Source organism: Tersicoccus phoenicis, from assembly GCF_001968835.1.
GTDB lineage: Bacteria > Actinomycetota > Actinomycetes > Actinomycetales > Micrococcaceae > Tersicoccus > Tersicoccus phoenicis.
In genome coordinates, this window is sequence record NZ_MRDE01000046.1 from 33,331 (window position 1) to 54,323 (window position 20,993).

The 20,993-nt window shown below is 68.9% G+C and carries 20 protein-coding genes; 11 read left to right on the top strand and 9 right to left on the bottom strand.

Annotated elements, in window-relative coordinates; genetic code table 11:
- Positions 1–198: 198 nt before the first annotated feature.
- Positions 199–435 (bottom strand): DUF2191 domain-containing protein, encoded by a 237-nt coding sequence (locus BKD30_RS07245; RefSeq protein ID WP_076703570.1) that lies wholly within the window; start codon positions 433–435, stop codon positions 199–201.
- Between the two features lie 337 nt (positions 436–772).
- Here BKD30_RS07245 and BKD30_RS07250 point away from each other — a divergent pair, with 337 nt between their 5' ends.
- Entirely contained in the window at positions 773–1,900 is a 1,128-nt protein-coding gene (locus BKD30_RS07250; RefSeq protein ID WP_235861550.1) for a GmrSD restriction endonuclease domain-containing protein, read from the top strand.
- 142 nt (positions 1,901–2,042) lie between these two features.
- Entirely contained in the window at positions 2,043–2,315 is a 273-nt protein-coding gene (locus BKD30_RS07255) for a hypothetical protein (RefSeq protein ID WP_076703664.1), read from the top strand.
- Positions 2,316–2,343: 28 nt separating this feature from the next.
- On the opposite strand, the gene BKD30_RS07260 is transcribed toward BKD30_RS07255, so the two are convergent.
- The 3 genes from BKD30_RS07260 to BKD30_RS07270 form a co-directional block, all read right to left on the bottom strand.
- Positions 2,344–3,693 (bottom strand): dihydrolipoyl dehydrogenase family protein, encoded by a 1,350-nt coding sequence (locus BKD30_RS07260; RefSeq protein WP_076703572.1) that lies wholly within the window; start codon positions 3,691–3,693, stop codon positions 2,344–2,346.
- Positions 3,694–3,815: 122 nt separating this feature from the next.
- Positions 3,816–5,261, bottom strand: coding sequence for a mercury(II) reductase (gene merA / locus BKD30_RS07265; RefSeq protein ID WP_076703666.1), 1,446 nt, complete (start codon positions 5,259–5,261; stop codon positions 3,816–3,818).
- Between the two features lie 161 nt (positions 5,262–5,422).
- Positions 5,423–5,743: a putative quinol monooxygenase gene (locus tag BKD30_RS07270; RefSeq protein ID WP_076703574.1), complete on the bottom strand. Its 321-nt coding sequence runs from the start codon at positions 5,741–5,743 to the stop codon at positions 5,423–5,425.
- A 131-nt stretch (positions 5,744–5,874) separates the two neighbouring features.
- On the opposite strand from BKD30_RS07270, the gene BKD30_RS07275 reads away from it, so the two are divergent.
- Positions 5,875–6,132 carry a toxin HicA gene (locus BKD30_RS07275; RefSeq protein ID WP_076703575.1) on the top strand — a complete coding sequence of 86 codons (258 nt, stop codon included), beginning with the start codon at positions 5,875–5,877 and terminating at the stop codon, positions 6,130–6,132.
- A gap of 10 nt (positions 6,133–6,142) precedes the next feature.
- Positions 6,143–6,460 (top strand): type II toxin-antitoxin system HicB family antitoxin, encoded by a 318-nt coding sequence (locus tag BKD30_RS07280; RefSeq protein ID WP_235861552.1) that lies wholly within the window; start codon positions 6,143–6,145, stop codon positions 6,458–6,460.
- Positions 6,461–6,641: 181 nt separating this feature from the next.
- Here BKD30_RS07280 and BKD30_RS07285 read toward each other — a convergent pair whose 3' ends face one another.
- Positions 6,642–11,615 (bottom strand): DEAD/DEAH box helicase, encoded by a 4,974-nt coding sequence (locus BKD30_RS07285; protein ID WP_076703577.1) that lies wholly within the window; start codon positions 11,613–11,615, stop codon positions 6,642–6,644.
- Positions 11,616–12,386: 771 nt separating this feature from the next.
- Between BKD30_RS07285 and BKD30_RS07290 the strand changes: the two genes are divergently transcribed.
- Genes BKD30_RS07290 through BKD30_RS07310 form a run of 5 tightly spaced genes read left to right on the top strand, consistent with a single transcriptional unit; the run spans position 12,387 to position 16,672 of the window.
- Complete coding sequence (locus tag BKD30_RS07290) at positions 12,387–13,301, top strand: F510_1955 family glycosylhydrolase (protein ID WP_076703579.1); 915 nt, start codon at positions 12,387–12,389, stop codon at positions 13,299–13,301.
- Positions 13,298–14,932 (top strand): multicopper oxidase family protein, encoded by a 1,635-nt coding sequence (locus BKD30_RS07295; protein WP_235861553.1) that lies wholly within the window; start codon positions 13,298–13,300, stop codon positions 14,930–14,932. The genes BKD30_RS07290 and BKD30_RS07295 overlap by 4 nt, the downstream gene beginning before the upstream one ends.
- Positions 14,929–15,801, top strand: coding sequence for a prolipoprotein diacylglyceryl transferase (gene lgt, locus BKD30_RS07300; RefSeq protein ID WP_076703583.1), 873 nt, complete (start codon positions 14,929–14,931; stop codon positions 15,799–15,801). The genes BKD30_RS07295 and lgt overlap by 4 nt, the downstream gene beginning before the upstream one ends.
- Complete coding sequence (locus BKD30_RS07305) at positions 15,798–16,430, top strand: DUF3105 domain-containing protein (protein WP_076703585.1); 633 nt, start codon at positions 15,798–15,800, stop codon at positions 16,428–16,430. The genes lgt and BKD30_RS07305 overlap by 4 nt, the downstream gene beginning before the upstream one ends.
- Positions 16,427–16,672: a hypothetical protein gene (locus BKD30_RS07310; RefSeq protein WP_076703587.1), complete on the top strand. Its 246-nt coding sequence runs from the start codon at positions 16,427–16,429 to the stop codon at positions 16,670–16,672. Before BKD30_RS07305 ends, BKD30_RS07310 begins: the two co-directional genes overlap by 4 nt.
- A gap of 20 nt (positions 16,673–16,692) precedes the next feature.
- Here the strand turns inward: BKD30_RS07310 and BKD30_RS07315 are convergent, their stop codons facing one another.
- Positions 16,693–17,382, bottom strand: coding sequence for an 8-oxoguanine DNA glycosylase OGG fold protein (locus tag BKD30_RS07315; RefSeq protein WP_076703589.1), 690 nt, complete (start codon positions 17,380–17,382; stop codon positions 16,693–16,695).
- Positions 17,383–17,633: 251 nt separating this feature from the next.
- On the opposite strand from BKD30_RS07315, the gene BKD30_RS07320 reads away from it, so the two are divergent.
- The gene (locus BKD30_RS07320; protein WP_076703670.1) at positions 17,634–19,148 is read left to right on the top strand and encodes an alkaline phosphatase; all 1,515 of its coding nucleotides are present in this window, start codon (positions 17,634–17,636) and stop codon (positions 19,146–19,148) included.
- 278 nt (positions 19,149–19,426) lie between these two features.
- Complete coding sequence (locus BKD30_RS07325; protein WP_218189272.1) at positions 19,427–19,699, top strand: hypothetical protein; 273 nt, start codon at positions 19,427–19,429, stop codon at positions 19,697–19,699.
- Positions 19,700–19,868: 169 nt separating this feature from the next.
- On the opposite strand, the gene BKD30_RS07330 is transcribed toward BKD30_RS07325, so the two are convergent.
- From BKD30_RS07330 to BKD30_RS07340, 3 genes are all read right to left on the bottom strand, one after another.
- Positions 19,869–20,084, bottom strand: coding sequence for a hypothetical protein (locus tag BKD30_RS07330; protein ID WP_076703593.1), 216 nt, complete (start codon positions 20,082–20,084; stop codon positions 19,869–19,871).
- Between the two features lie 22 nt (positions 20,085–20,106).
- Complete coding sequence (locus tag BKD30_RS07335) at positions 20,107–20,325, bottom strand: hypothetical protein (protein WP_076703595.1); 219 nt, start codon at positions 20,323–20,325, stop codon at positions 20,107–20,109.
- A 209-nt stretch (positions 20,326–20,534) separates the two neighbouring features.
- Entirely contained in the window at positions 20,535–20,966 is a 432-nt protein-coding gene (locus BKD30_RS07340; RefSeq protein WP_076703597.1) for an OsmC family peroxiredoxin, read from the bottom strand.
- Between the last annotated feature and the right edge of the window lie 27 nt (positions 20,967–20,993).

Sequence of the window (20,993 nt, forward strand, 5' to 3'; positions counted from 1 at the left end):
CAGCCCGAGCAGTCGACCGCTACGGCCAGTGCCTCGCAGATCTCTCGCATTCGCCGATCTGCCAACCGGCCCAGACGCTCCACGAGCACAGCCACCGAAACGCTCTCGACCGAGTCGAGATTGACCGCAGACCGTCGAGGAACGGGATCCTCGCCGGGTTCGAGAACCACCAGACCTCCCCGCGGACCGGCAGAACACTCACGAGGCCGACGCTGCCTCTCGAAAGGCGGCCAGGTCTCCCCAGTCGTCGGGCTCGTCGAGCGGGTGCTCGTCGTATGCGGCATAGCTCGCGTCGATCACGGCGGATCGATGACGGGCGAGCAGCGCGGCCAAGGCCTCGTCAACCAGGGTCGCGTCCGTCAACCCGGGACGAGCCGATCGTGCCCGGTCGAGAAGGGCGGCATCCACGGTGGTGCTCAGGCGTGTGCGAACCATGTCACGATCATGCCACGCCGTCGTGATGCGGGATCGAGGAGGCCTCAATTTCCTGCGATGCCTTTTCTCAAGGCCGGTCAGTAACTTCCGCAAAGCGCAGGCAGCGCAGCGGGGAGCGTCAGCGTGGTGAGTCTCCTCCGCCCGCTTCCGACCGCTTCGGGCGTTCTTACACCGTAATATCGGAGTGTCTCGGACGGCCTTGGGGGGTCTCATGAACGATGTCTGGCAGCCACCTGCCCGTAACCAGGACGATTCGGCGGCAGCGTGCGGCGCGCGGCGGGCGACGAACGCAAGCCGACGACGTCGGGCGGGTTGGGGTGCCGCCGCGGCACTGGGCTTGCTCCTGACGCTGACGAACTGCGCCGCGCCGTCCACCGCCTCGATCGCGCCCGGCGCCGGCTTCGGCACCACCCCGACGACGTCGACCGTCTCGGCGAGTCCCAGCCCGTCGGCCACGCCGACCACCACGCCCACGCCGTCACCCGCCCAGACGGACGCGGCCACCGCGTCCGGCAGCGCACCGAAGGGCGCTCCGGCTTCGACGCCGGTGAAGACTGCGCCCGCAACCGGCACGGTCGGCGGTGCATCCGCGGTCGGCGTCGCCACCGCCCGGGCACAGCTGGCCGCCCTGCAGGTGAAGGGCCGCGCTCCGCTGACCGGCTACAGCCGCGACCAGTTCGGGCAGGCGTGGCTGGACGTGGACCGCAACGGGTGCGACACCCGCAACGACATGCTCCGTGCCCAGCTGACCGCGGTGGTTTTCGCCAACAGCGGGCAGTGCCGGGTGGCCTCGGGAACGCTCGCCGACCCGTACACCGGCACCACCATCCCGTTCGTGCGCGGACAGGGCACCAGCGAGAAGGTGCAGATCGATCACCTGGTGGCACTCGCCGACGCCTGGCAGAAGGGCGCCCAACAGCTCTCCGCCCAGCAGCGCGCCGCCTTCGCCAACGATCCGGTGAACCTGCAGGCCACCGACGGCCCCACCAACCAGCGCAAGGGGGCCGGCGACGCGGCCACCTGGCTGCCACCGAACACCGCCTACCGCTGCACCTACGTCAGCCGGCAGATCAGCGTCAAGGCGACCTACCGCCTGTGGGTCACCGGCGCGGAGAAGGCCGCGATGACCCGCGTCCTGGACGCGTGCGGAACCACCGGCGGAGTGGTCCCCGCTCCCATCCCTGCGGACAGGCCACCGGCGACGCCGGCTCCCGCCGCGCCGGCACCCGCCCCGGCACAACCCGTTCCCGCGGCACCTGCACCGGCGCCGGCCGCGCCCGCTGCTCCCGCTCCGGCTGCTCCCGCGCCCGCTGCTCCCGCCCCAGCTGCTCCTGCTCCAGCGGCGGCCGCGTACTACAAGAACTGCACCGCCGCGCGGGCGGCGGGTGTGGCGCCGCTCCTGCGTGGACAGCCCGGCTACGCGCCCCGGCTGGACCGTGACGGTGACGGCATCGCCTGCGAGTAGCGTGGCCGCGCGTGAGTCGTCCTGCGAGCACGAGGCGCTCCTCGCCGCGCGGGAACCGCCCAGATTGCTCTCGTACGCTGCTGCAGGTACACGACACCCCGACCCGAGGAGACGACCCGTGAACGTGCTGGTTCCCACCGCCATGACCACCACCGGACTGTTCGGCGGGTACGCCGTCGCCCGGCTGACCGGGGTGCGCGCCCTCGGCGGCGTCGCCCTCGCCGCGGCGGGTGCGGCCGCCTTCGCCGGCTGGAAGCAGAACGTCGGCGTCGGGCGCGCCGCGGCGCTGACCGGAATCTACCTGGCCGCCTTCGGCGGCTCCCACCCGTTGGCGAAGAAGCTCGGCGCGTGGCCGTCGGTGGCCACGGTCGCGGGAGCGACGGCGATCGCCTCGCTCGCGGCCGGACGCCGCTGAGCCGACAGACGGCCTCGGGACAGGGCGGTCAGGCCCCGAGCTGCTCGAGCGCGGCCTGGTAGGCCTCGTGGTAGGTGGGGAACTGGGCCACCTGGTCCAAGAGGATCTCCAGCGGCAGTTGGGTACGGATGGCCAGGGAGGCTTGGTGGATCCACTCACCGGCCTGCGGGCCGATCGCCCACGCCCCGATCAGCACCTTCTTCTCGGCGTCGGCGAGCAGGCCCAGGTGGCCGCGTGGGTTCTGCTCGTAGGTCCAGGGCCGGGCGATGGCGTCGGCCAGGTCCAGTTCGGTGCCCGTGGTACGGATCCCGCGCTGCACGGCCTGCTGCCGTGTGAGCCCGGAGGCGGCGACCTCCGGTTCGGAGAAGACCACCCGCGGAATTCCGGCATAGGTGGCGGGGTGGGCCTGGCCAAGGATCGCGTCGGCGGCGATCCGCCCCTGGTACTTCGCCACGTGCGTGAAGGGCATCACGCCGGTGACGTCGCCGATCGCCCACAGGTTCTGCCCGGCGCGGGCGTGCTCGTCAATGAGCACTTCGCCGTGCTCGCCCAGTCGTGCCCCCGCGTCTTCGAAGCCCAAGCCCTTGGTGCGAGGTCTACGGCCGGTGCCGAAGATCACCACATCGGCGAGGACCTCGGTGCCATCCTCAAGGGTGATGACGCTGTCCTCACCGCTTCGGTGAGCCTTGGCCGCCGAGGCGTTCATGCGGATGTCGACCCCGATATCGGCCAGGTACTCATGGACGAGCTCGCCCACCCGCGGGTCCTCACGACCGAGCAGGCGGTTTCCACGGTGGACAAGGGTGACCTGCACGCCGAAGCGGGCGAGGAACGTGGCGGTCTCCAGCCCGACGGCGCTGCCGCCGACGACGACGGCGCGCCGAGGCAGGTCCCGGGTGGTGTAGGTCTCCCGGTTGGTCCAGGCGGTGATCTTCTCGATCCCTTCGATCGGGGGGATCACCGCTTCAGAGCCGGTCGCGATGATGATGTGCTCGGCGGTGATCTGCCGGTCCCGGGCCTGGATCCGTCCCGGGCCGGTGAGGCGCGCCTCGTCCTTGATCACGGTGGCACCCTGGTCGGTGTAGCCGTCGACCTGGGCGGAGTCGTCGAGACCGCGGATCATGTAGTCCCGGTACGCGCGGGTGGATGCCCAGTCCAGTTCGGCCGCGGACACCCCGGCGGCCCGGTGGACCTCGGTACGGGCCTCGCCCGGGCGCAGCACCGTCTTGGAGGGAATGCACGCCCAGTAGGCACACTCTCCACCGATCAGCTCGCGTTCGAAGACCGCGACTCTTTTCCCCGCCGTGATGAGGCGGCTGGCCGCGATCTCACCACCGGGGCCCATGCCCAACACGGCAACGTCGAAATGTTCGCTCACGATGTTCTCCTACGGTTCGGTGGGTCTTTCCGTCCTACTCGTCGCATTCGTCGTGCCGTTCCAGCCCCTGTCGGGACATGGACATGAGGTGTCAGAGGCAGCAGCCGCCTGCCCCGTTGCCGTCAGGCGGCGCAGCAGGACAGCCTGGACACATCGGTGCGGAAGGACTGGGCGGCGATCTTCAGGCCCTCAGCCATCGTCAGGTACGGGCACCACAGGGTGGCCACCTGATCCACGGTCATTCCCGCGGACAGAACGTAGACACCGGCAGCGGCCAGGTCCCCGGCCTCCTTGGCCACCGCGGTGATCCCGACGATCCGCCCGGTGTCGGCGTCGGCGACGATCTTGACGAAACCCCGGGTGTCGCGATTCACCAATGCGCGCGGGACGTGTTCAAGGGGCAGCACCCGGCACTCGCAGCGGATCCCGGCCGCCCTGGCCTGCTTGTCGGTCATGCCGACCGCGCCCACGGCCGGGGAGCTGAAGGTGACGCGGGGGAGGTGGGCGTAGTCGACCCGCTGCCCGGCGTCGTTGAAGGCGTTCTCCACCGCGGTGATCCCGTGGGCCGAAGCCACGTAGACGAATTCGGGGTGCCCGGTGACGTCGCCGGCCGCCCAGATCCGGGGATGGGAGGTCGCCAGCGTGTCCTCCACGATGATCTCTCCGCGGTCGCCGGTGGCGACTCCGACCGTTGCCAGGCCCAGGCCCTCGGTGACGGCCCGGCGCCCGGTGGCGACCAGCAGCCGGTTCGCGGTGTACTCCTGGCGACCGGCTCGGGTGGTGGCAGTCACCACGACGCCACCGGTGGCCCGGTCGGTGGCCACGGACTCGACGGTGGCATGGCGCACCACCTGCATACCCTCGTCGGCGAACACACCGATGAGGGTTCTCGAAACCTCAGGCTCCTCACCGGACAACAGCCGGGAACGGACCAGCATCGTCACCTTCGAACCCAGCCGAGCGAAGAGCTGGGCTTGTTCCACGGCCACGTAGCCGCCGCCGAGCACGATCATCGACTCGGGAACCTCCTGCAGTTCCATCGCCGTCGTGGAAGTGAGGTAGTCGACCTCCTCCACACCGGGAATCGCCGGGATCCACGGGCGTGAGCCCGTGGCCACCAGGTAGTGGCGAGCCCGCACCGTCTCCACCACCCCGCCGCTGTCGGTGATCTCCAGCATCGGATCCTGGGCGTTGCCGGTGAACGTTGCGTCACCTTGGCGCAGGTCCCACCCGTAGTCCTCGATCAGGTCCACGTACTTCTCCGAGCGCATCCCCTCCACCAGGGCGTCCTTACCCGTCACCAGCCCGGGCATGTCCACCGGATCGGCGGAGGTCCTGAGCCCGGGGAACCGGCCGGACGCGTCCAGGGCCACATGACGGGCGTCGGCAGCGGCCAGCAGCGCCTTGGACGGTACGCATCCGGTGTTCACACACGTGCCCCCGACGGTGCCCCGCTCGATCATGACCACCCGCTGGCCCAGGTTGGTCGCTCGGATCGCGGCGGCGAACGCGCCACCGCCGGAACCGATGATGGCCAGATCGAACTCGGACGCTGCGGTCTCAGACATGGAACCCTCCACGAATCGTTGTGGGACAGCACTACCGCCCCTGCCGGCAGGTGGCAGAACGCGCAGGTGGCAGAGTGAGGCGGTCTACAAGCCATCTTTCACCAGGACGGTCCGCTGCACCTCGATGCCTCGTTCCGTCGCTGCCACCGGATCGCTCTGGTTCAGCCGACCCGCAGTTCGCCCATCTCCTCCCAGCCGTCACCGTCGACCTGCCGGGAGACGATCTTCGGTGTGGCCGCGAGGTAGGGCGGGAACTCGGTCTGCATCGCCTGGAAGTGCGGGGAGGTGACGTGGGCCTCGGCCGCGTCGTCGTCGAACGCCTCGATCAGGACATACTCGTTCGGGTCCTCGACGCTGCGGGACCAGTCGAACCATTTGTTGCCGGGCTCGGCGCGGGTGGCCTCGGTGAACGAGCGGCTGATGTCGGGCCACTGGTCGGCGTGCTCGGGCTTCACGGGGAACTTGACGCAGATGAAGATCATGGGACCAGCGTAGGGCCGCGGCCACGGTCACGTGCGGTGGTGGACCCGTCGTCGCCGATTCGTCCGGACTGCGTGAGGAGCGACCCAAGTTGAAGTATGGTTCCAGTAGTGGTTCCATAGGAGGAGGCTCGATGAAGGCGGACCACGTCGAAACCAAGGCTCGTGCTTCGCCATCGGCCGTCCGCTTCAAGGAGTTGGAGAGCCTGTGTCGGACATACTTCGGCGAACCGCGACAGACAAGTGGCAGTCACGTTATCTTTGCCACTCCTTGGCAGGGTGACCCTCGAGTGAACATTCAGGACAAGAACGGGATGGCCAAGCCCTACCAGGTACGGCAGGTCATCGCCGCCATCGATCGTCTCAAGGAGCAGAACAGTGAACCCGTGTGACCTGTCCATCGTGGCTCACTACCGCTATGCGGTCACGTGGTCCCCGGAGGACGAGGAGTTCGTCGCCACCGTTGCCGAGTTCCCTTCGCTGTCGTGGCTCGCCCCCGATCGCATCGCAGCACTCGAAGGGCTGGACCGACTCCTGCGTGATGTTGTCGCCGACCTGTGCGCTCGCGGTGAAGAGGTGCCGCTGCCCTTTTCCGAACGACGATTCAGCGGCAACCTCAAGGTTCGCGTGCCACCGGAGCGTCACCGGCAGCTCGTGATCGAGGCGCAGGAAGCCGGAGTGTCCCTGAATCGCTATGTCAATGACCTGATCGCCCACTGAGCGCGCTGAGCCTCAGAGGCCGGCCACATCTGCGCCGTGCCCGTCCCTGAACAACGAGGTGGTCAGCACGAGCGTGTCACGCCGGCCTTTCGTTGCCAGCGGGGCCGCGTCCAAGCGTTCAACGTCGGTGCCGTTCTCGATGAACCGGCGACATTCATACCGAAGCGGAACGGCGCGTCCGTCATGCGATTCCCGCCGGCTCGTTCGCCACGGTCCCGGCGGCCAGGACCGCCAGCGGTGGCAGGCTCTCGACGATCCGCACGGTCTCCACGCTGACCGTCACGACCCGGGCCAACAGGTCGACGATGTAGCGCGGGTCGCCCACCTCGCGGGACCAGTCGTTCGGGTCGTTGACGATGCCCGACGCCTTGTCCGTCTTGACCTGGTATCGCTCCAGGATCCACTCGACCGCCGTGCGCGCGCCCAGCAGGTACCGGTGCACCTCCTCGGGGATGCCGGTCAGGGTGAGGTGCGGATTGACGACGACGGCGGAGCGGTCCTTCTTCTCGCCGGCCGCCTTCTGCTCCGGCGTCGGCCGGGCGAAGGTCATCTTCTGCACTCGGTAGAAGTCGTACGGGTCCACGCCGGGTCCGGGCTGGCCGTCGAGGCCGCCGAGCGGGTACGGCTGCACCTGTTCGTAGCCCACGTGCAGATCGCTGAGCCGGCGACCGGCGTCGATGAACGGCCACGGGTCGTCCACGAGCGGGATCCGCGGCAGCATCTTCTTCAGGTCCGCCGCGTACGCCTGCCGGTAGTCGGGCGCGTGCAGCAGCCCGTACGTGTAGAAGAAGCCGTCGTCCTTGGTGATGCTCTCCCCGTAGGCGTCCCGGAAGTGGGCGAGCCCCGCGTCGGTGATGTTGTCGATCCGGCGGTAACCGTCGACGACGACGGCGTCCTCATCGTGGGCGGCGAAGAGGGTGCCGTCCCCGACATCGGCCTTCTCGTAATGCCAGCGGGCGAAGAACTGGCCCGCGTTCGAACCGTAGAGAGCCAGATCCGGCACCTGATCGACCATCAATACGGAGAAGGGCTTCTCCGCACCGGGATTCAGCGCGTAGAACCCGACGTTCGGGTGCGCCGCCGTGGGGAACAGGTGCGGCAGCTGAGAACGCTCGTGGTTGAGCAACCGATCGAAGTACAGCCGGTGCTTGGTGTAGGGGCGATAGACCGATGGGACGATCGCTTCCGGTCGGAAGACTCCCTGGGTTCCCCGACGCAGAGAGCCGCGCAGACTGCGACTCCAGCTGAGTCGCGTCGGATCAGTGTTCACCCAGCCCTGCGTGAGCCGATCGTCTCCGCGCTGGCCTTCTGCACGCCATCGCCGCACCTCCGCGTTGTACTGGTCGATGTGCCGGGTGACGTCATCGGCCAGCTCCTCGTGGCTGAAGTTGTACACCCATGCGTCACGGTTGGATTGAAGCCCCGCGCTGAAGACGGAGAACAGCGCACGTCCGGCGTCCTTGTTCCCCAGCGGCAGGAACGAGCCGAAGTCGTCGCTGCGCTGCTTGAGCCAGTCGCCGTGCTCGTTCGGGGTGATGGTGGCGGCCTCGAGACCGGCGAACGAGACCGCCTCGGACACCTGGTCCAGCTTCTGCCGGGCGGTGAGGTAGTCGGCGACCTCGGTGTAGTGCACGGTCGCCGGTCCGCTCGCCGCCGGGTCCTTGACCAGCAGGAAGATCGCGATGGTGGCGCGGGAACCGCCGGTGCTGTTCCTGATCTCACTGCCGTCTGCTCGCCAACCTCCGAACTCGAACACGGGTCGCCCTTCGCGACTGCCAGCCTCACCGGCAATTCGTCCGTTCCCCCGCAGGTTGAACACGTGGATGGCGCTGAACTCCTCCGCCAGCGACGTGCGCATCCCGTCGGCGGTGTTGGAATCGAGCCAGCCCCCGTTGGTCACGAACGCGACCACGCCACGATCACGGATCCGGATCGAGGCCCATTTGACGGCCCGGATGTACGAGTCGTACAGCGAGTTCTTGTTGGTGGCCGTCGATCGCGCCGCGTAGGTGTCCCGGATCGCCGCGTCCAGGTGCTCGTACTTCTCGTTGGCGTTGTCGTCGTTCGCGGAGTCCTGCCCGGAGGAGTACGGCGGGTTGCCGACCACCACGGTGATGGGCAGTGACCGCTGCCGCACCACCCGTTCGTTGTTCTCCACGAACACGCCGAGGTCGTCCTGATCGCCGTCCTCGTACATCTGGAAGGTGTCCGCGAGCACGAGCCCCTCGAACGGCCGGTAGCCGGCGTCACCGAGCTGTTCGGCGGCGGCCTCCTGATACACCGTCTCGATGTTCACGGCCGCGATGTAGTAGGCGAGCAACAGGATCTCGTTGGCGTGCAGCTCGGTCGCGTACTTGCGGGCCAGGTCGTGCGGGCTGATCAGCCCGGACTGGAGCAGCCGGGTGAGGAAGGTGCCGGTGCCGGTGAACCCGTCCAGGACGTGCACGCCCTCGTCGGTCAGGCCACGGCCGAAGTGCTCCCGCAGCGCCCAGTCCGCCGAGTGCAGGATGAAGTCGACGATCTCCACCGGCGTGTAGACGATGCCGAGCTTGTCGACGGTCTTCTTGAACGCCTTCGCGAAGAACTTGTCGTACAGCTCCACGATCACCCGCTGCCGGCCGGCCGCGTTGTCGATGCCGCGCACCCGGTCCCGCACCGACTCGTAGAACCGTTCCAGGGTCTCCGTCTCGCTGGCCAGCCGGTGCTCGTCCAGGACGGCGAGCATGCCCTCCATGGTCCGGGCCACCGGGTTGTGCGTGGTGAACTCGTCCGAGTCGAACAGCGCCTCGAACACGGGCTTGGTGATCAGGTGCTGGGCGAGCATCTCGACGGCCTGTTCGGCGGTGATGCCCTCGTTCAGGTTCCCGCGCAGCCCGGCCAGGAACGCGTCGAACTCGCTCGCCGCGTTCGACGCCGGGTCGGCCAGGATCCCGCGGATGCGTTCGATGTGGTGGCCGGCGATCCGGGCGATGTCCCCGGCCCACGTGTCCCAGTACCGCCGTTGCCCCACCTTCTGCACGATCTTCGCGTACAGGGCGTTCTGCCAGTCGCCGAGCTGGGTCAGGTCGATCACCGTCTGCCCGTCGCCACCGCGCGACGACGACGCGCCGCGGCCGCCGTCGTCGTCACCGCCCACGTGCGCGGTGATCAGCTGGCCCGGCTTGTTCTTGTTCAACTCGAGGTGATTGATGGTGGCCTGGAAGCGTTCGTCGTGCGCGCGCAGCGCCCGCAGCACCTCCCACACGACGTCGAAGTTCTTGCTGGTGTTCAGCGCCGTGACCGGGTCCGAGCCGGCCGGCACCACCACCGGCAGGATGATGTACCCGTAGTCCTTGCCCTCGGCCTTGCGCATCACCCGGCCCACGGACTGGACGACGTCCACCTGGCTCTTGCGGGCGGAGAGGAACATCACGGCGTCCAGGGCCGGCACGTCCACACCCTCGGAGAGGCAGCGGGCATTGGAGAGCACCCGGCACTCGTTCTGCCCCGCGGGTCCCTCCTGCAGCCAGGCCAGCTTGTCGCCGCGGACCAGGGCGTTCATGGTGCCGTCGACGTGGTCCACCTCGACCCGCAGCCGAGCGACGTCGTCGTCGGTGTCGTCCTCGGTGATCCGCGTCAGGGACTCGACGTGGTCGCTGGCCACGGTGCCGAAGGTCCGGGCCAGCTTCTTCGAGGCGTTGATGTTGGCGGCGAAGGCGACCGCGCGTCTCATCGGCACGGGAGAGGCGCCCGCTCCGCCCTCGTCCCTCCCGCCGGCCCCTGCGCCGGGGCCTGCGCCGTCGTCGAACCGTTTGGCCAACCCGTTCCAGCACCCGACGATGCGGGCGGCGTCGTCGAGGTTCAGCTCCCCGTCGGCGGAGAGGGCGGACTGCAGGTTGCGGGCGATGTAGCGCTCGTCGACGGTCAGGACCACGACCTTGTAGTCCGAGAGCAGGTCCCGCTTGACCGCCTCCCCGAAGCCGAGCCGGTGGAACTCGGGGCCGAACAAGGCCTCGTCGCCCATGTCGGCGATCGTGACGGCGCCCTCCTCCGCCTTCTTCTTCGCGTCCGGCCCGTAGATCCGCGGCGTCGCCGTCATGTAGAGCCGGCGGGCGGCGGGCAGGAACGCGTCGCCGTGCACCTTGACGAACGCGGACTCGTCGTCCCCGGCCAGGGTCACCCCGGTGGTCCGGTGCGCCTCGTCGCACACGACCAGGTCGAAGGTGAGGCCCAGGTCGGCGGCGGCGCGGGCGACGACGTCGGCGGACTGGTAGGTGGAGAAGACGACGGTGAACGCGTCGTTCTCGCTCACGTGCTGCCACTGCTGCACGAGCCTGCCGGCGTCCGTGGTGGCGGGGTGGGCGAGGTCGTGGGTGGCGATGTCCTCGTCGTCCCGGCGCTTGCCCACCTTGGTGTCCGAGCAGACGGCGAACGCCCGGAACGGGATCTCGGCCTCCCGCTTCCACTCCCGCAGGGACTGGTTGAGCAGCGCGATGGACGGGACCAGGAACAGGACGGCGGTCCGGGCCGCCTTGTTCTCCGTGGCCACGCGCTCGGCGATCCGCAGCGACGTGAACGTCTTGCCGGTGCCGCAGGCCATGATCAGCTTGCCCCGCGGGTGGCCGGCGAACCCGGCGAAGACCTGGTCCACGGCCTCCACCTGGTGGGGGTGCAGCCGCTTGCGGTTCTCGAGGGTCAACTCGGCGGGTCTCGCCGGGTCGTACCGGCTCCAGTCGATGTTGGACTGCAGCAGGTCCGCCAGCCCGATCCGCTGCGTGGTCACCTGCTGGCTCTGCAGCGCCGCCTCGGCCTTGGACGACCACCGCTGCGACGTTGAGACGATCAGTCGGGACGTGAAGCCCTCCTTGCCGGAGGCGGTGAAGAACGAGTCGATGTCGGACTTCTGCAGGGTGTGGGCCGGGTCGTAGAACTTGCACTGCACCGCGCACAGGCCCCCGTTGACCAGATCCTCGGCGACCAGGTCGATGCCCTCGTCCGAGCCCTGGCGCCCCGGCCATTCGTTCCACAGCCATACGGCCCCGAACCGGCCCTGGTAGTCCGATGCCGTGGCCAGGTACGCCTGGATCAACCGCTCGAACCGGGCACCCTTCTCCGCCTCGGACGTCGAGTCGAACGTGATGTGGTCGAGCAGGTGCTCGATGGTGACCGCGCCCATGTGATGCTCCCCAACTTCTGCGAGACCTCGCGCGCCCGTCCTCGCGACGGCCGGCGGCTTTCTCATCCTGCCAGACGGGCAGGTCCGCGCCACGGCAGGGTGGTTTGGTGCGATACGGGGGAGGGGTATATGGTGGAGGCCGCTCCGCCTCAGGGGTCGGAGTCTGTGCGAAGCTTGGGGATGAGTACAGCGGTCACGGGTCTCCGGCGGCCGAGCGAGCCCCGAACCGGATGCGAGGGAAGGCTGCGTTGCATTTCGTGACACGTCTCGTCGCCGTCCTTGCCGTGCTCGTCGGGCTGCTGGGAATGCACGGACCCACGTCCGCGCACGCGATGACCGGGCCGTCCGTCGGTGTGGGCGCGAGCGCCGCGCCCGTTGCGGAGGCCGGTGCGTCCACCACCGTGTCCCATCCCCAGGCCGGCGAGAGCGGGAAGACCGCGGGCGGCTCGCCCTATTCCTCCACGACGATGCCCTGTCAGCCCGACCCGATCGGGCCGGGATCCATGTGGGTGGACTGCGTCACCGGCACGGTCCTCGCCCCGAGCGCCGTTGCACTGCCGGTGGGCACCGCTTTCGACGGCGCCGCGCCGGGGACGGGGGCGGTCGGGAGTGGGCCGCCTCTTCCGCATCGCTGGACAGGTCGCCCGACCTCATCGCCCTTTCCATCAGTCGAACGTAGGGATTTCGCCCCGGCGTGCGTGGTCGCGCGCCGTCCTCATCCCTGCCCTCCCTCGGGCGACGGCCCGAGATCGAACTGATCGAAAGAGAACCATGCCCTCTCCCCAACTTCCCCGCCGTCGTCGCGCCCGGGCGTCCGCACGTCTCGTCCCCGCAGCGGTGATCGCGGCCGCCGCGCTGGCCCTGACCGGCTGCGCCGGGGCCTCCGCCCAGGGTTCGGACCGGTCCTCGACCGCCGGCGACTCATCCACGAGCAACTCCCCCGCCTGGGCGCACGCCCACGGGATCTACGCATCGCCCGACGGTACGCAGGTCATGGTGGCCACCCACGACGGCCTGCACGACTACTCGTCGAACACGCCCACCCGCGTGGGCGAGCCGAACGACTACATGGGTTTCGCCGGTGACGGTGCCACTTTCTACGCCTCCGGACACCCCGGCGCCGGTTCTTCACTGCCCGAGCCCCTCGGTTTCGCCCGGTCCACCGACGGCGGAAAGACGTGGACGCCCCTCTCCCTGGCCGGTAAGTCCGACTTCCACGCGCTCACGCTCACCCGCGGTGGCGCCGTCGGATTCGACGGCAGCCTCCGCACCACCGCCGACCTGACGTCCTGGACCGACGCGACGGATCAGGTGCAGGCGTTCGCGCTGGCGGGTCGGCCGGACACGGCCATCGTCCTGGCCACCACACCGACCGGCGTGCAGCGCTCCGTCGATTCTGGGCGGACCTGGAAGCCGGTCGATGGTTCCCCTGTGGTCCAATTCGCCGCTCTGGCCGGTCCGCGGACCGCGGCCGGGATCACCCCGGACGGCAACGTCCACATCAGCACCGACGCGGGTCTCACCTGGACCGCCGCCGGCAAGATCTCCGGTCAGGTGCAGGCCATGACCGCCACCGAATCGGGCGGGAAGCTGCGCATCTGGGTCGTCACGGCGTCCGGCGTCCAGGTCTCGACGGACGGCGGCCGCACGTTCACCGCGTACACCGGGAAGGTGGCAGCGAAATGATGTCCGACAACCGGCACAAGGAGCCCGCTATCCCTCCCGTGACCCGCCGCCGATTCCTCGGCCTCTCCCTCGCGACCGCCTCCGCCGCTCTTCTGGCCGCCTGCAGCAACCCGTCCAGCGGCTCCCCGAGCCCGTCGGGCCGGACCCGGATCATGCCGTCCGACCCGCTCGTGCAGGCCGCGGAGGACGCTCGACCTGCCAGCGGCGCCACCGTCTCGGCCTCCCTGGCGGCGGGGCCGTTCATCGCCGATCTGGCCGGCCGACGTGCGGCCACCTGGTCCTACAACGGTTCGCTCGTCGGGCCGACCCTGCGCGCACGCACCGGTGACGCGCTCGCGGTGCGCGTCGACAACGGTCTGCCGGATCCGACCACCGTCCACTGGCACGGGGTGGCGCTACGCAACGACATGGACGGCGTTCCGAAACTCACCCAGGACCCGGTGCCGGCCGGCTCGGCGTTCGACTACCGGTTCAAGACCCCCCACCCCGGGACCTACTTCTACCACTCGCACGTCGAGCTGCAACGCGACCGTGCGCTGTACGGCGCCTTGATCATCGAGGACCCGAAGGACCCGGTGAAAGCGGACCGGGAATGGGTCATCGTCCTGGACGACTGGCTCGACGGGATCACCGGTACCCCGGAACAGGCGTACGCGGCCGTCTCCGCCGGCATGGGCAATATGGGTTCCGGAAGCACGGGTTCGATGGGCAACATGGGATCCATGGGCGGGATGGGATCGGCCTCACCGTCGGCGACGGCGTCGTCGACCCCCGACCCCGGTGCCTTCATGCTGATGGGAGCCACCAGTGACTACCTCGGTGGGGATGCCGGCGACGTGCGTTACCCGATGCACCTGTTCAACGGGCGCACGTCGGACAAGCCGGACAGCCTGACCGCCACACCGGGCTCGACGGTGCGCCTGAGGATCGTCAACGCCGCCGGGGACACCGCCTACCGGGTCGGGATCCCGGGTCAGAAGCTCACCCTGACCCACACCGACGGGTTCCCCGTCGTGCGCGAGGAGGCCGACGCCGTCGTCGTCGGCATGGGGGAACGGGTCGATGCGCTGATCACCGTCCGCGACGGGTTCACGCCCGTGCTCGCCCTGCCGGAGGGCAAGAAGGGCCTCGCCATGGGTCAGATCAGCACCGGCACCGGCAAGCCCCCCGTCGCCGCAGCTCAACCGAGTACACTCACCGGGAAAGTGACGGACGGGTCGCGGCTGAAGGCGGACCCGTCCGTGCGGCTGGCCCAGAAGAAGCCCGACGTCGTGCACCGGATCCCGCTCACCGGCTCGATGATGGCCTACGACTGGGGCATCGCCGGCAGGCAGTTCTCCGCCAGCGACCCGTTCGCCGGCGCCTTCGAGATCAGCCCCGGTCAGCGGGTGCAGGTGGACTTCGTCAACGAGACCACGATGTGGCATCCCATGCACGTCCACGGACACACCTTCCAGGTCGGGACGTCAGGAGCCCGGAAGGACACCGTCATCGTCCGGCCCAAGGAGACCATGAGTGTCATCTTCGACGCAGACAACCCCGGCCAATGGCTGTTCCACTGCCACAACGCCTACCATGCCGAGAAGGGCATGATGGGCGTCATCTCCTACGTGAAGGCGTCGACCTCGTGAACCCGTCAGGATTCTTCATCCCGTCACCGACCATCTCCGGGTTCCAGCTGGGACCCCTCACGGTACGGTTCTACGCCCTGTGCATCCTCGCCGGGATCGTCATCGGGCTGTGGCTCACCGCCCGCCGGCTGCGGGCCCGTGGCGGCAACGGGGACCAGGTGTGGGACATCGCCGTGTGGGCCGTGCCGTTCGGCATCGTCGGCGGCCGGCTGTATCACGTCATCACGGACCCGGAACTCTACTTCGCTCCCGGCAAGGACCCGTGGGGAGCGCTGCGGATCTGGGAGGGGGGACTCGGGATCTGGGGGGCCGTGGCGCTCGGCGCCGTCGGCGCCTGGATCGGCTGCCGCCGCGCAGGTGTGCCGTTCACGGCCTTCGCCGACGCCGCCGCCCCACCCCTGCTGATCGCCCAGGCGATCGGGCGGTGGGGGAACTGGTTCAACAACGAACTGTACGGTGCGCCGAGCACACGGCCCTGGAAACTGCAGATCCACCAGATGGACCCCGCCACGCTCAATGCCGTGACCGGTCCCGACGGCAAGCCGGTGGTGCTGGGCTTCTTCCAACCGACCTTCCTGTACGAGAGCCTGTGGAGCCTCGCCGCCGCCGCGGTTCTGCTGTGGGCCGACCGCCGGTTCCGCCTGGGCGCCGGATCGGTGTTCGCGCTCTACATCTGCCTGTACACCGCGGGTCGCTTCGTCGTCGAACTGATGCGCACCGACTTCGCCAACACGTTCCTGGGCCTGCGGGTGAACACCTGGACATCCGGCGTCCTCTTCGTCGTCGGCCTCGTCCTGTTCCTCGTCCTGGTCCGCAGGCGACGCAGCAGCGTTCCTGAGCCCGTCCGATCCCCCCAGGAGACAGCATGAACAGCACTCAGGACCGTGCGGCCGCGCGCAGGGCGAAAGCGGCCGCCGTCATCGCCCGCGACCGTGCCCGCAACCGGCGTCGCCGGATCGCCTTCTGGGTAGTGATCGCCCTGGTCGTGGCGGCGGCCGGCGCCGGCGTCGCCGTGGTGATCGGCGGTGCCGTGGCCCGGCAGCAGCAGACCCAGCAGGCCGCCGCCGCCGACATCCAGGGCGTCAAGACCTATTCCAACTTGAGCCGTAACCACGTGCAGGACGCGACGTACCCGCAGAATCCGGGGGTCGGTGGTGACCACGCACCCGTCTGGACGAATTGCAAGGTCTACACCAGCCCCGTCAATACCCCGCAGGCCGTGCACTCCCTCGAGCACGGTGCCGCCTGGATCACCTATCGGCCCGACCTCGCGGCCGACCAGGTGCGCCGGCTCACGGACCTGGCGTCCGGAAAGGGTTACCTGTTGGTCAGCCCCAACGCCGATCAGGCCGCTGCGGTCAAGGCGACCGCGTGGGGTGTCCAGCTCAGCGTCGACAGCGCCGCCGATCCCCGGTTGCCCGTGTTCATCCAGAAGTACATGCAGGGCCCGCAGACGCCCGAACCCGGTGCCGCTTGCACGGGCGGAGTGGACGGATGAGCCGGAAGGCCGACGTCCAACGCCCCGACGATCCGCAGGCGCGCTGGCGTCGACACCGCATCCTCGTGCGCGTGGGCCAGGTGATCATGGCGCTCGGTGGCCTTGTCATCATCGTCCACTGGATCGCTCACCTGCAGCCCCCGCCCGGGCCCAGCGGACTGGAGGACCTGCTGGTGGGTTATCCCACCGGCGGTCTGCTGGTGATCGCGGGCGCGGTCCTCGCGGGCCGGAGACAACCGTGAGGTAGGCGGGCCGGCAGTACTCAGGAGGCCGCCTGAAGCCGGCCGGCTCGGTACAGCCCGTACTCGACGACGTGGGTCGGCTCGTCCGGGCACCATCGGGCCTGCAGCTTCTCGCAGAAGTCCAGGTAGTAGAGGTACTCGTCGGCGGACCACGCCCAGCGCCGGTATCCGATCGCCGCGGCCACGCGCTGGTCCAGGATCAGCGGGGCGGGTCCCCAGGACGCGTTCCAGGCGTCGTAGGCGCTGAAGTAGAGCCAGCGGGTGAAGACCGCTGCCCCGAAACCCTTGACGTAGTGCTCACCACCGCGTCGCATCCGGGTGAAGGCCTCCGCCGTCCTGCCCGCGCGCACCAGTCGGTGGGACGCGAGCAGCCGCTCGCCCACCCCCGCGGCAGACAGCGCGCGGACCGCGCGCCACGTGGGGTAGCGGCGGGTCTCGCACCCCCAGCCGGCCATGCGCACATACAGCTCGATCGCCTCGGCGGGCGACCGCAGGCCCTCCGCGCCCTGGTACAGGTCGCTGCGCCTGATCGTCCGCAGGGGGTCCGACGTCGTGACCGACTCGGGGCGCTCCAGTTCGGCCGGCCACCAGCGCTGCCAGTCGGCCGGGCGGTAGGAGAACGCCTCGGCCCGCACGGTGGCGTCGGTCGGCGGCGTCCGCCCGTCCAGCCACCGGTGGAACCTGCGCTCTATCTCGCCTGCCGTCTTCATCTTCGTCCCCCCGGAAGTGTTCCCCCTGAACACCTTGATGCAAATGAATACTACTGGCCAGTAGCTGGAACCGAGGTATTGACATGAGCATCCGAGCGCGGGCGCGCGTCGACGGTGAGGACTCACAGCTCCTTCTCAGGTGTTCACCACCCCGTCACCGTGAGGCCGACTTCTGTCCACCCACTGAGGATTCACTGAACGGTGTGCGATGTGCGGACACGCCGTGCAGGTACCGAACGAGGAGTATGGACATGCGTCGAGCAGTGCGTGTTGCAGCGGTGGCCGCGGTGGCTGTCCCTATGGTCCTGTCCGGCACGAGCGCCTTGGGGAGCGCCGCCGGGCCCGGCGATGAACGGGCCCGGGCCAAGAACGTGATCCTGCTCATCGCCGATGGCATGGGTACCACCCACGTGGACGCGGCGCGGCAGCGCCTCGCCGGATCGAACGGCAAGCTGAACATGGAGCGAATGCCCAACTATGGTTCCGTGTCTACCTACTCGGTGGACAAGAACAGCAACAAGCCCGTGACGGTGCCGGATTCCGCCGCCACGGCGACCGCGTGGTCGAGTGGTGTGAAGACCTACAACGGGGCGATCGGCAAGGACGCTTACGGCAAGGACCTCGTGACGATCATGGAGCAGGCCAAGCAGGCGGGGCTGCGTACCGGCAACGTCTCCACCGCCGAGATCACCGACGCCACCCCGGCCGCCCCCATGGCCCACGCGGCAAATCGCCAGTGCCAGGGTCCGACGACCTCCGGTTGCCAGCCGGGCGAGGCGAACATCGCCCACCAGGTAGCGCGCAACGGTACGGCGGACGTCATCTTCGGCGGCGGCATGCGTCGCTTCGAGCCGGACGACCAGGCTGCCTTCCAGAAACAGGGTTACGCCGTGCTCGGCAACTTCGGTGACCGGTCGCTGCCTGTCGACCAGGGGGCGCAGACGGCCAGCACCCAGCGGGTGCCCGACCGGACCGATCTGCAGTCGATCCCCGCGGGCACGAAGAAGGTCGTGGGGTTGTTCAACCGCGGCAATCTGACGGTGGAGAAGTCCAAGGCGCTGGCCCCGGCCAGCGTCGAGGCGAAGGAACCCACGCTGCCGGACATGACCTCCAAGGCCATCCAACTGCTCTCGGCACCCGAATACGGCAAGGGGGAGGGCCGCGGCGACAAGCGCGGCTTCTTCCTGCAGGTGGAGAGCGCCCTGGTCGACAAGCGATCCCATGCCAACGACGCCGGCCAGACGCTGACCGAGATGGAGTACTTCGACCGCGCCGTCAAGACCGCTCAGGACTTCGCCAATTCCCCGGCGGGCAGGGGCACGCTGGTCATCGTCAGCGCCGACCACGAGTGTGCGGGTTTCAACATCATCGGTAAGGACAGCTTCACCAACGCCGAAGCCGCGAACCCACCGGGCAACGTCGATTCCTCCAACACGGCCAACAACTCCACTCCTCGCCGGGAGAGCGGCGCCAATACGCTGGATCCCCGGCGCTCCACCGGCATCATCAACGGCACCGGGGCTGGTGCGAAGAACCCGGGCAACTTCGCACCGGCGACCTTCCGCACCGCGGATGACCCGAAGAACGTGTCCGACGGCGACCCCGAGGCTTCGCTGTGGATGACCTACGTGTCGGGTAACCACACGGGCGCCAACGTGCCGATCTTCAGCCAGGGCCCGGGTTCGGAACTGCTCGACGGACGTATCGACCAGACCGCCATCTACGACGTGATGGCCGGTGCGCTGAAGGGCACGAAGCAACGGTGACCTCATCCACCCACGAGCGGGGGGTGCCGTCCCCGGCGCGCCCCGCTCGTGCGTCGCCTCCGTTCCGGTACATCCTTGCTGCCCTGGGCCTGATTCTGTTGCTGACTGGTTGCGCCGGGAACTCGGTGCCGACGTTCGACGGTTCGGCCCGAGTGGTTCCGGCAGAGGCCACGCTCCCCGCGCCGTCACCGACGGATCTGGCTACCGCCCCGCCAGCCGGTACGGTGCACCTGCAACCCGGCGCCTTCACCGATGTTCTCCAGCTCGAACGTGCCAGCATGGTCCCGGGGACCCGCCCGGAGGTCGTCGCGGAACTGAGCAACCAGATCGATGCTGCACCGGTTCAGCGGCTGGTGATCGAAGCGCGGTACTACGACGAGAACGGCAAGTACCTCGGGACGGGAAGTTATACCGACGACGGCCGCAACGACCGCGCCGGCAATCCCGTGCCGTCGTACGCGTCGCTCAGCTTGCGCATCCGTCCCACCCAACAGCTACCGAGGAAGGCCACCAGTGCCTCCCTGAGGGTGGTTCAGTTCGTGACCGAGTGAGTGCGGATCCCAGACCGACCCGTCTGAGCAGCAGCGGGGCGCTCAAGCACAAGCGGGTCGACGGCTGGACGACGGTGCTGCTGCACCCGTGAGCCGCGCCTGACGACGCCGACGACGGCGAGAGGGCGGGTGCCGGCACCCGCCCTCTTCCCGTCTGCGTCGAACCCGTTCAGTCCTTCGACGATGATCGCGGCTGCTCGGACTGCTCGCCCAGCACGTCGTCGAGCGCCTCCCGGACCGCCTGCCGGGTGGCGAGGCGCACGCTCGCCGCACTCTGCTCCGCGGCGGTACCGCCCGCGGCGATCCGGTCCAGTTCTTCCTGCTCCTGGGTCAGGGCGTGGTCACGGGCGCGGCGGATGCCCTCCCGCAGATCGTCCTCGGCCATGGAACTCCCTCCCGGTCGTCGGTCAGTCGTTGTTCTCCTCGAGCTTCAGCGCGACGCCGAGGGCGAAGAAGGTCGGTGCCCAGTGGCCGACGAAGATGCCCCAGCGGTCCGACTGGTCCCTCGCGTCGCTCGGCTTGAGCCGGCTGACGCCCCAGGCGGCGAAGGACAGGGCGATGGAAGCGAATCCTCCGGCGTAGGCCCACTCGCTGCGAACCCCGGCTTCATGCAGTTTCTCGATCATGCTTGGCCTCCTGTTGGTTCCGGACTGGTCACGCGGGTGCGTGGTCCGTTCTCGTCAATGTACCTCGCACAGCGAGATATCAGTAGGGTGAGGAAAGCGGCCGGGCGTGCCCCTCGACCATCGAATGGACGGACGATGCTCGATCAGCTGGCCGATGGGTGCATCTGCCGCACACTGGGCGGTCGAAGGCCGCGAACGTCCGCGAAGGATCAGCCGAGCGACGCGGTGAGGGTGACGTCGACGGCCTTCAGCGCCTGGGAGACGGGGCAGTTGGTCTTCGCCGACTCCGCGACCCGCGAGAAGTCGTCGGCGGAGATGCCGTCCACCTGGCCGGTGACGGACAGCGCGATCCCGGTGATGCCCTTGCCGACCTCGAAGGTCACCTCGGCGCTCGTCCGCAGCGTGGTGGGCGGGGTGTCGTTCTCCTTCAGTTCGTTGGAGAACTGCATGGCGAAGCAGGTCGCGTGCGCGGACGCGATCAGCTCTTCGGGCGTGGTGGCGGAGCCGGATTCCTCGGCCCGGGCCTTCCAGTTGACCGGGAAGCTCCCGGCGCCGGAGGTCTCCAGGTTCGTGGTGCCGGAGCCGGTGAAGAGGTCTCCGTTCCAGGTGGTGGTGGCCTTGTTGGTGACGGGCGTGGGCATGGCAGGTCCTCTCGTCGGTGAGTCGTT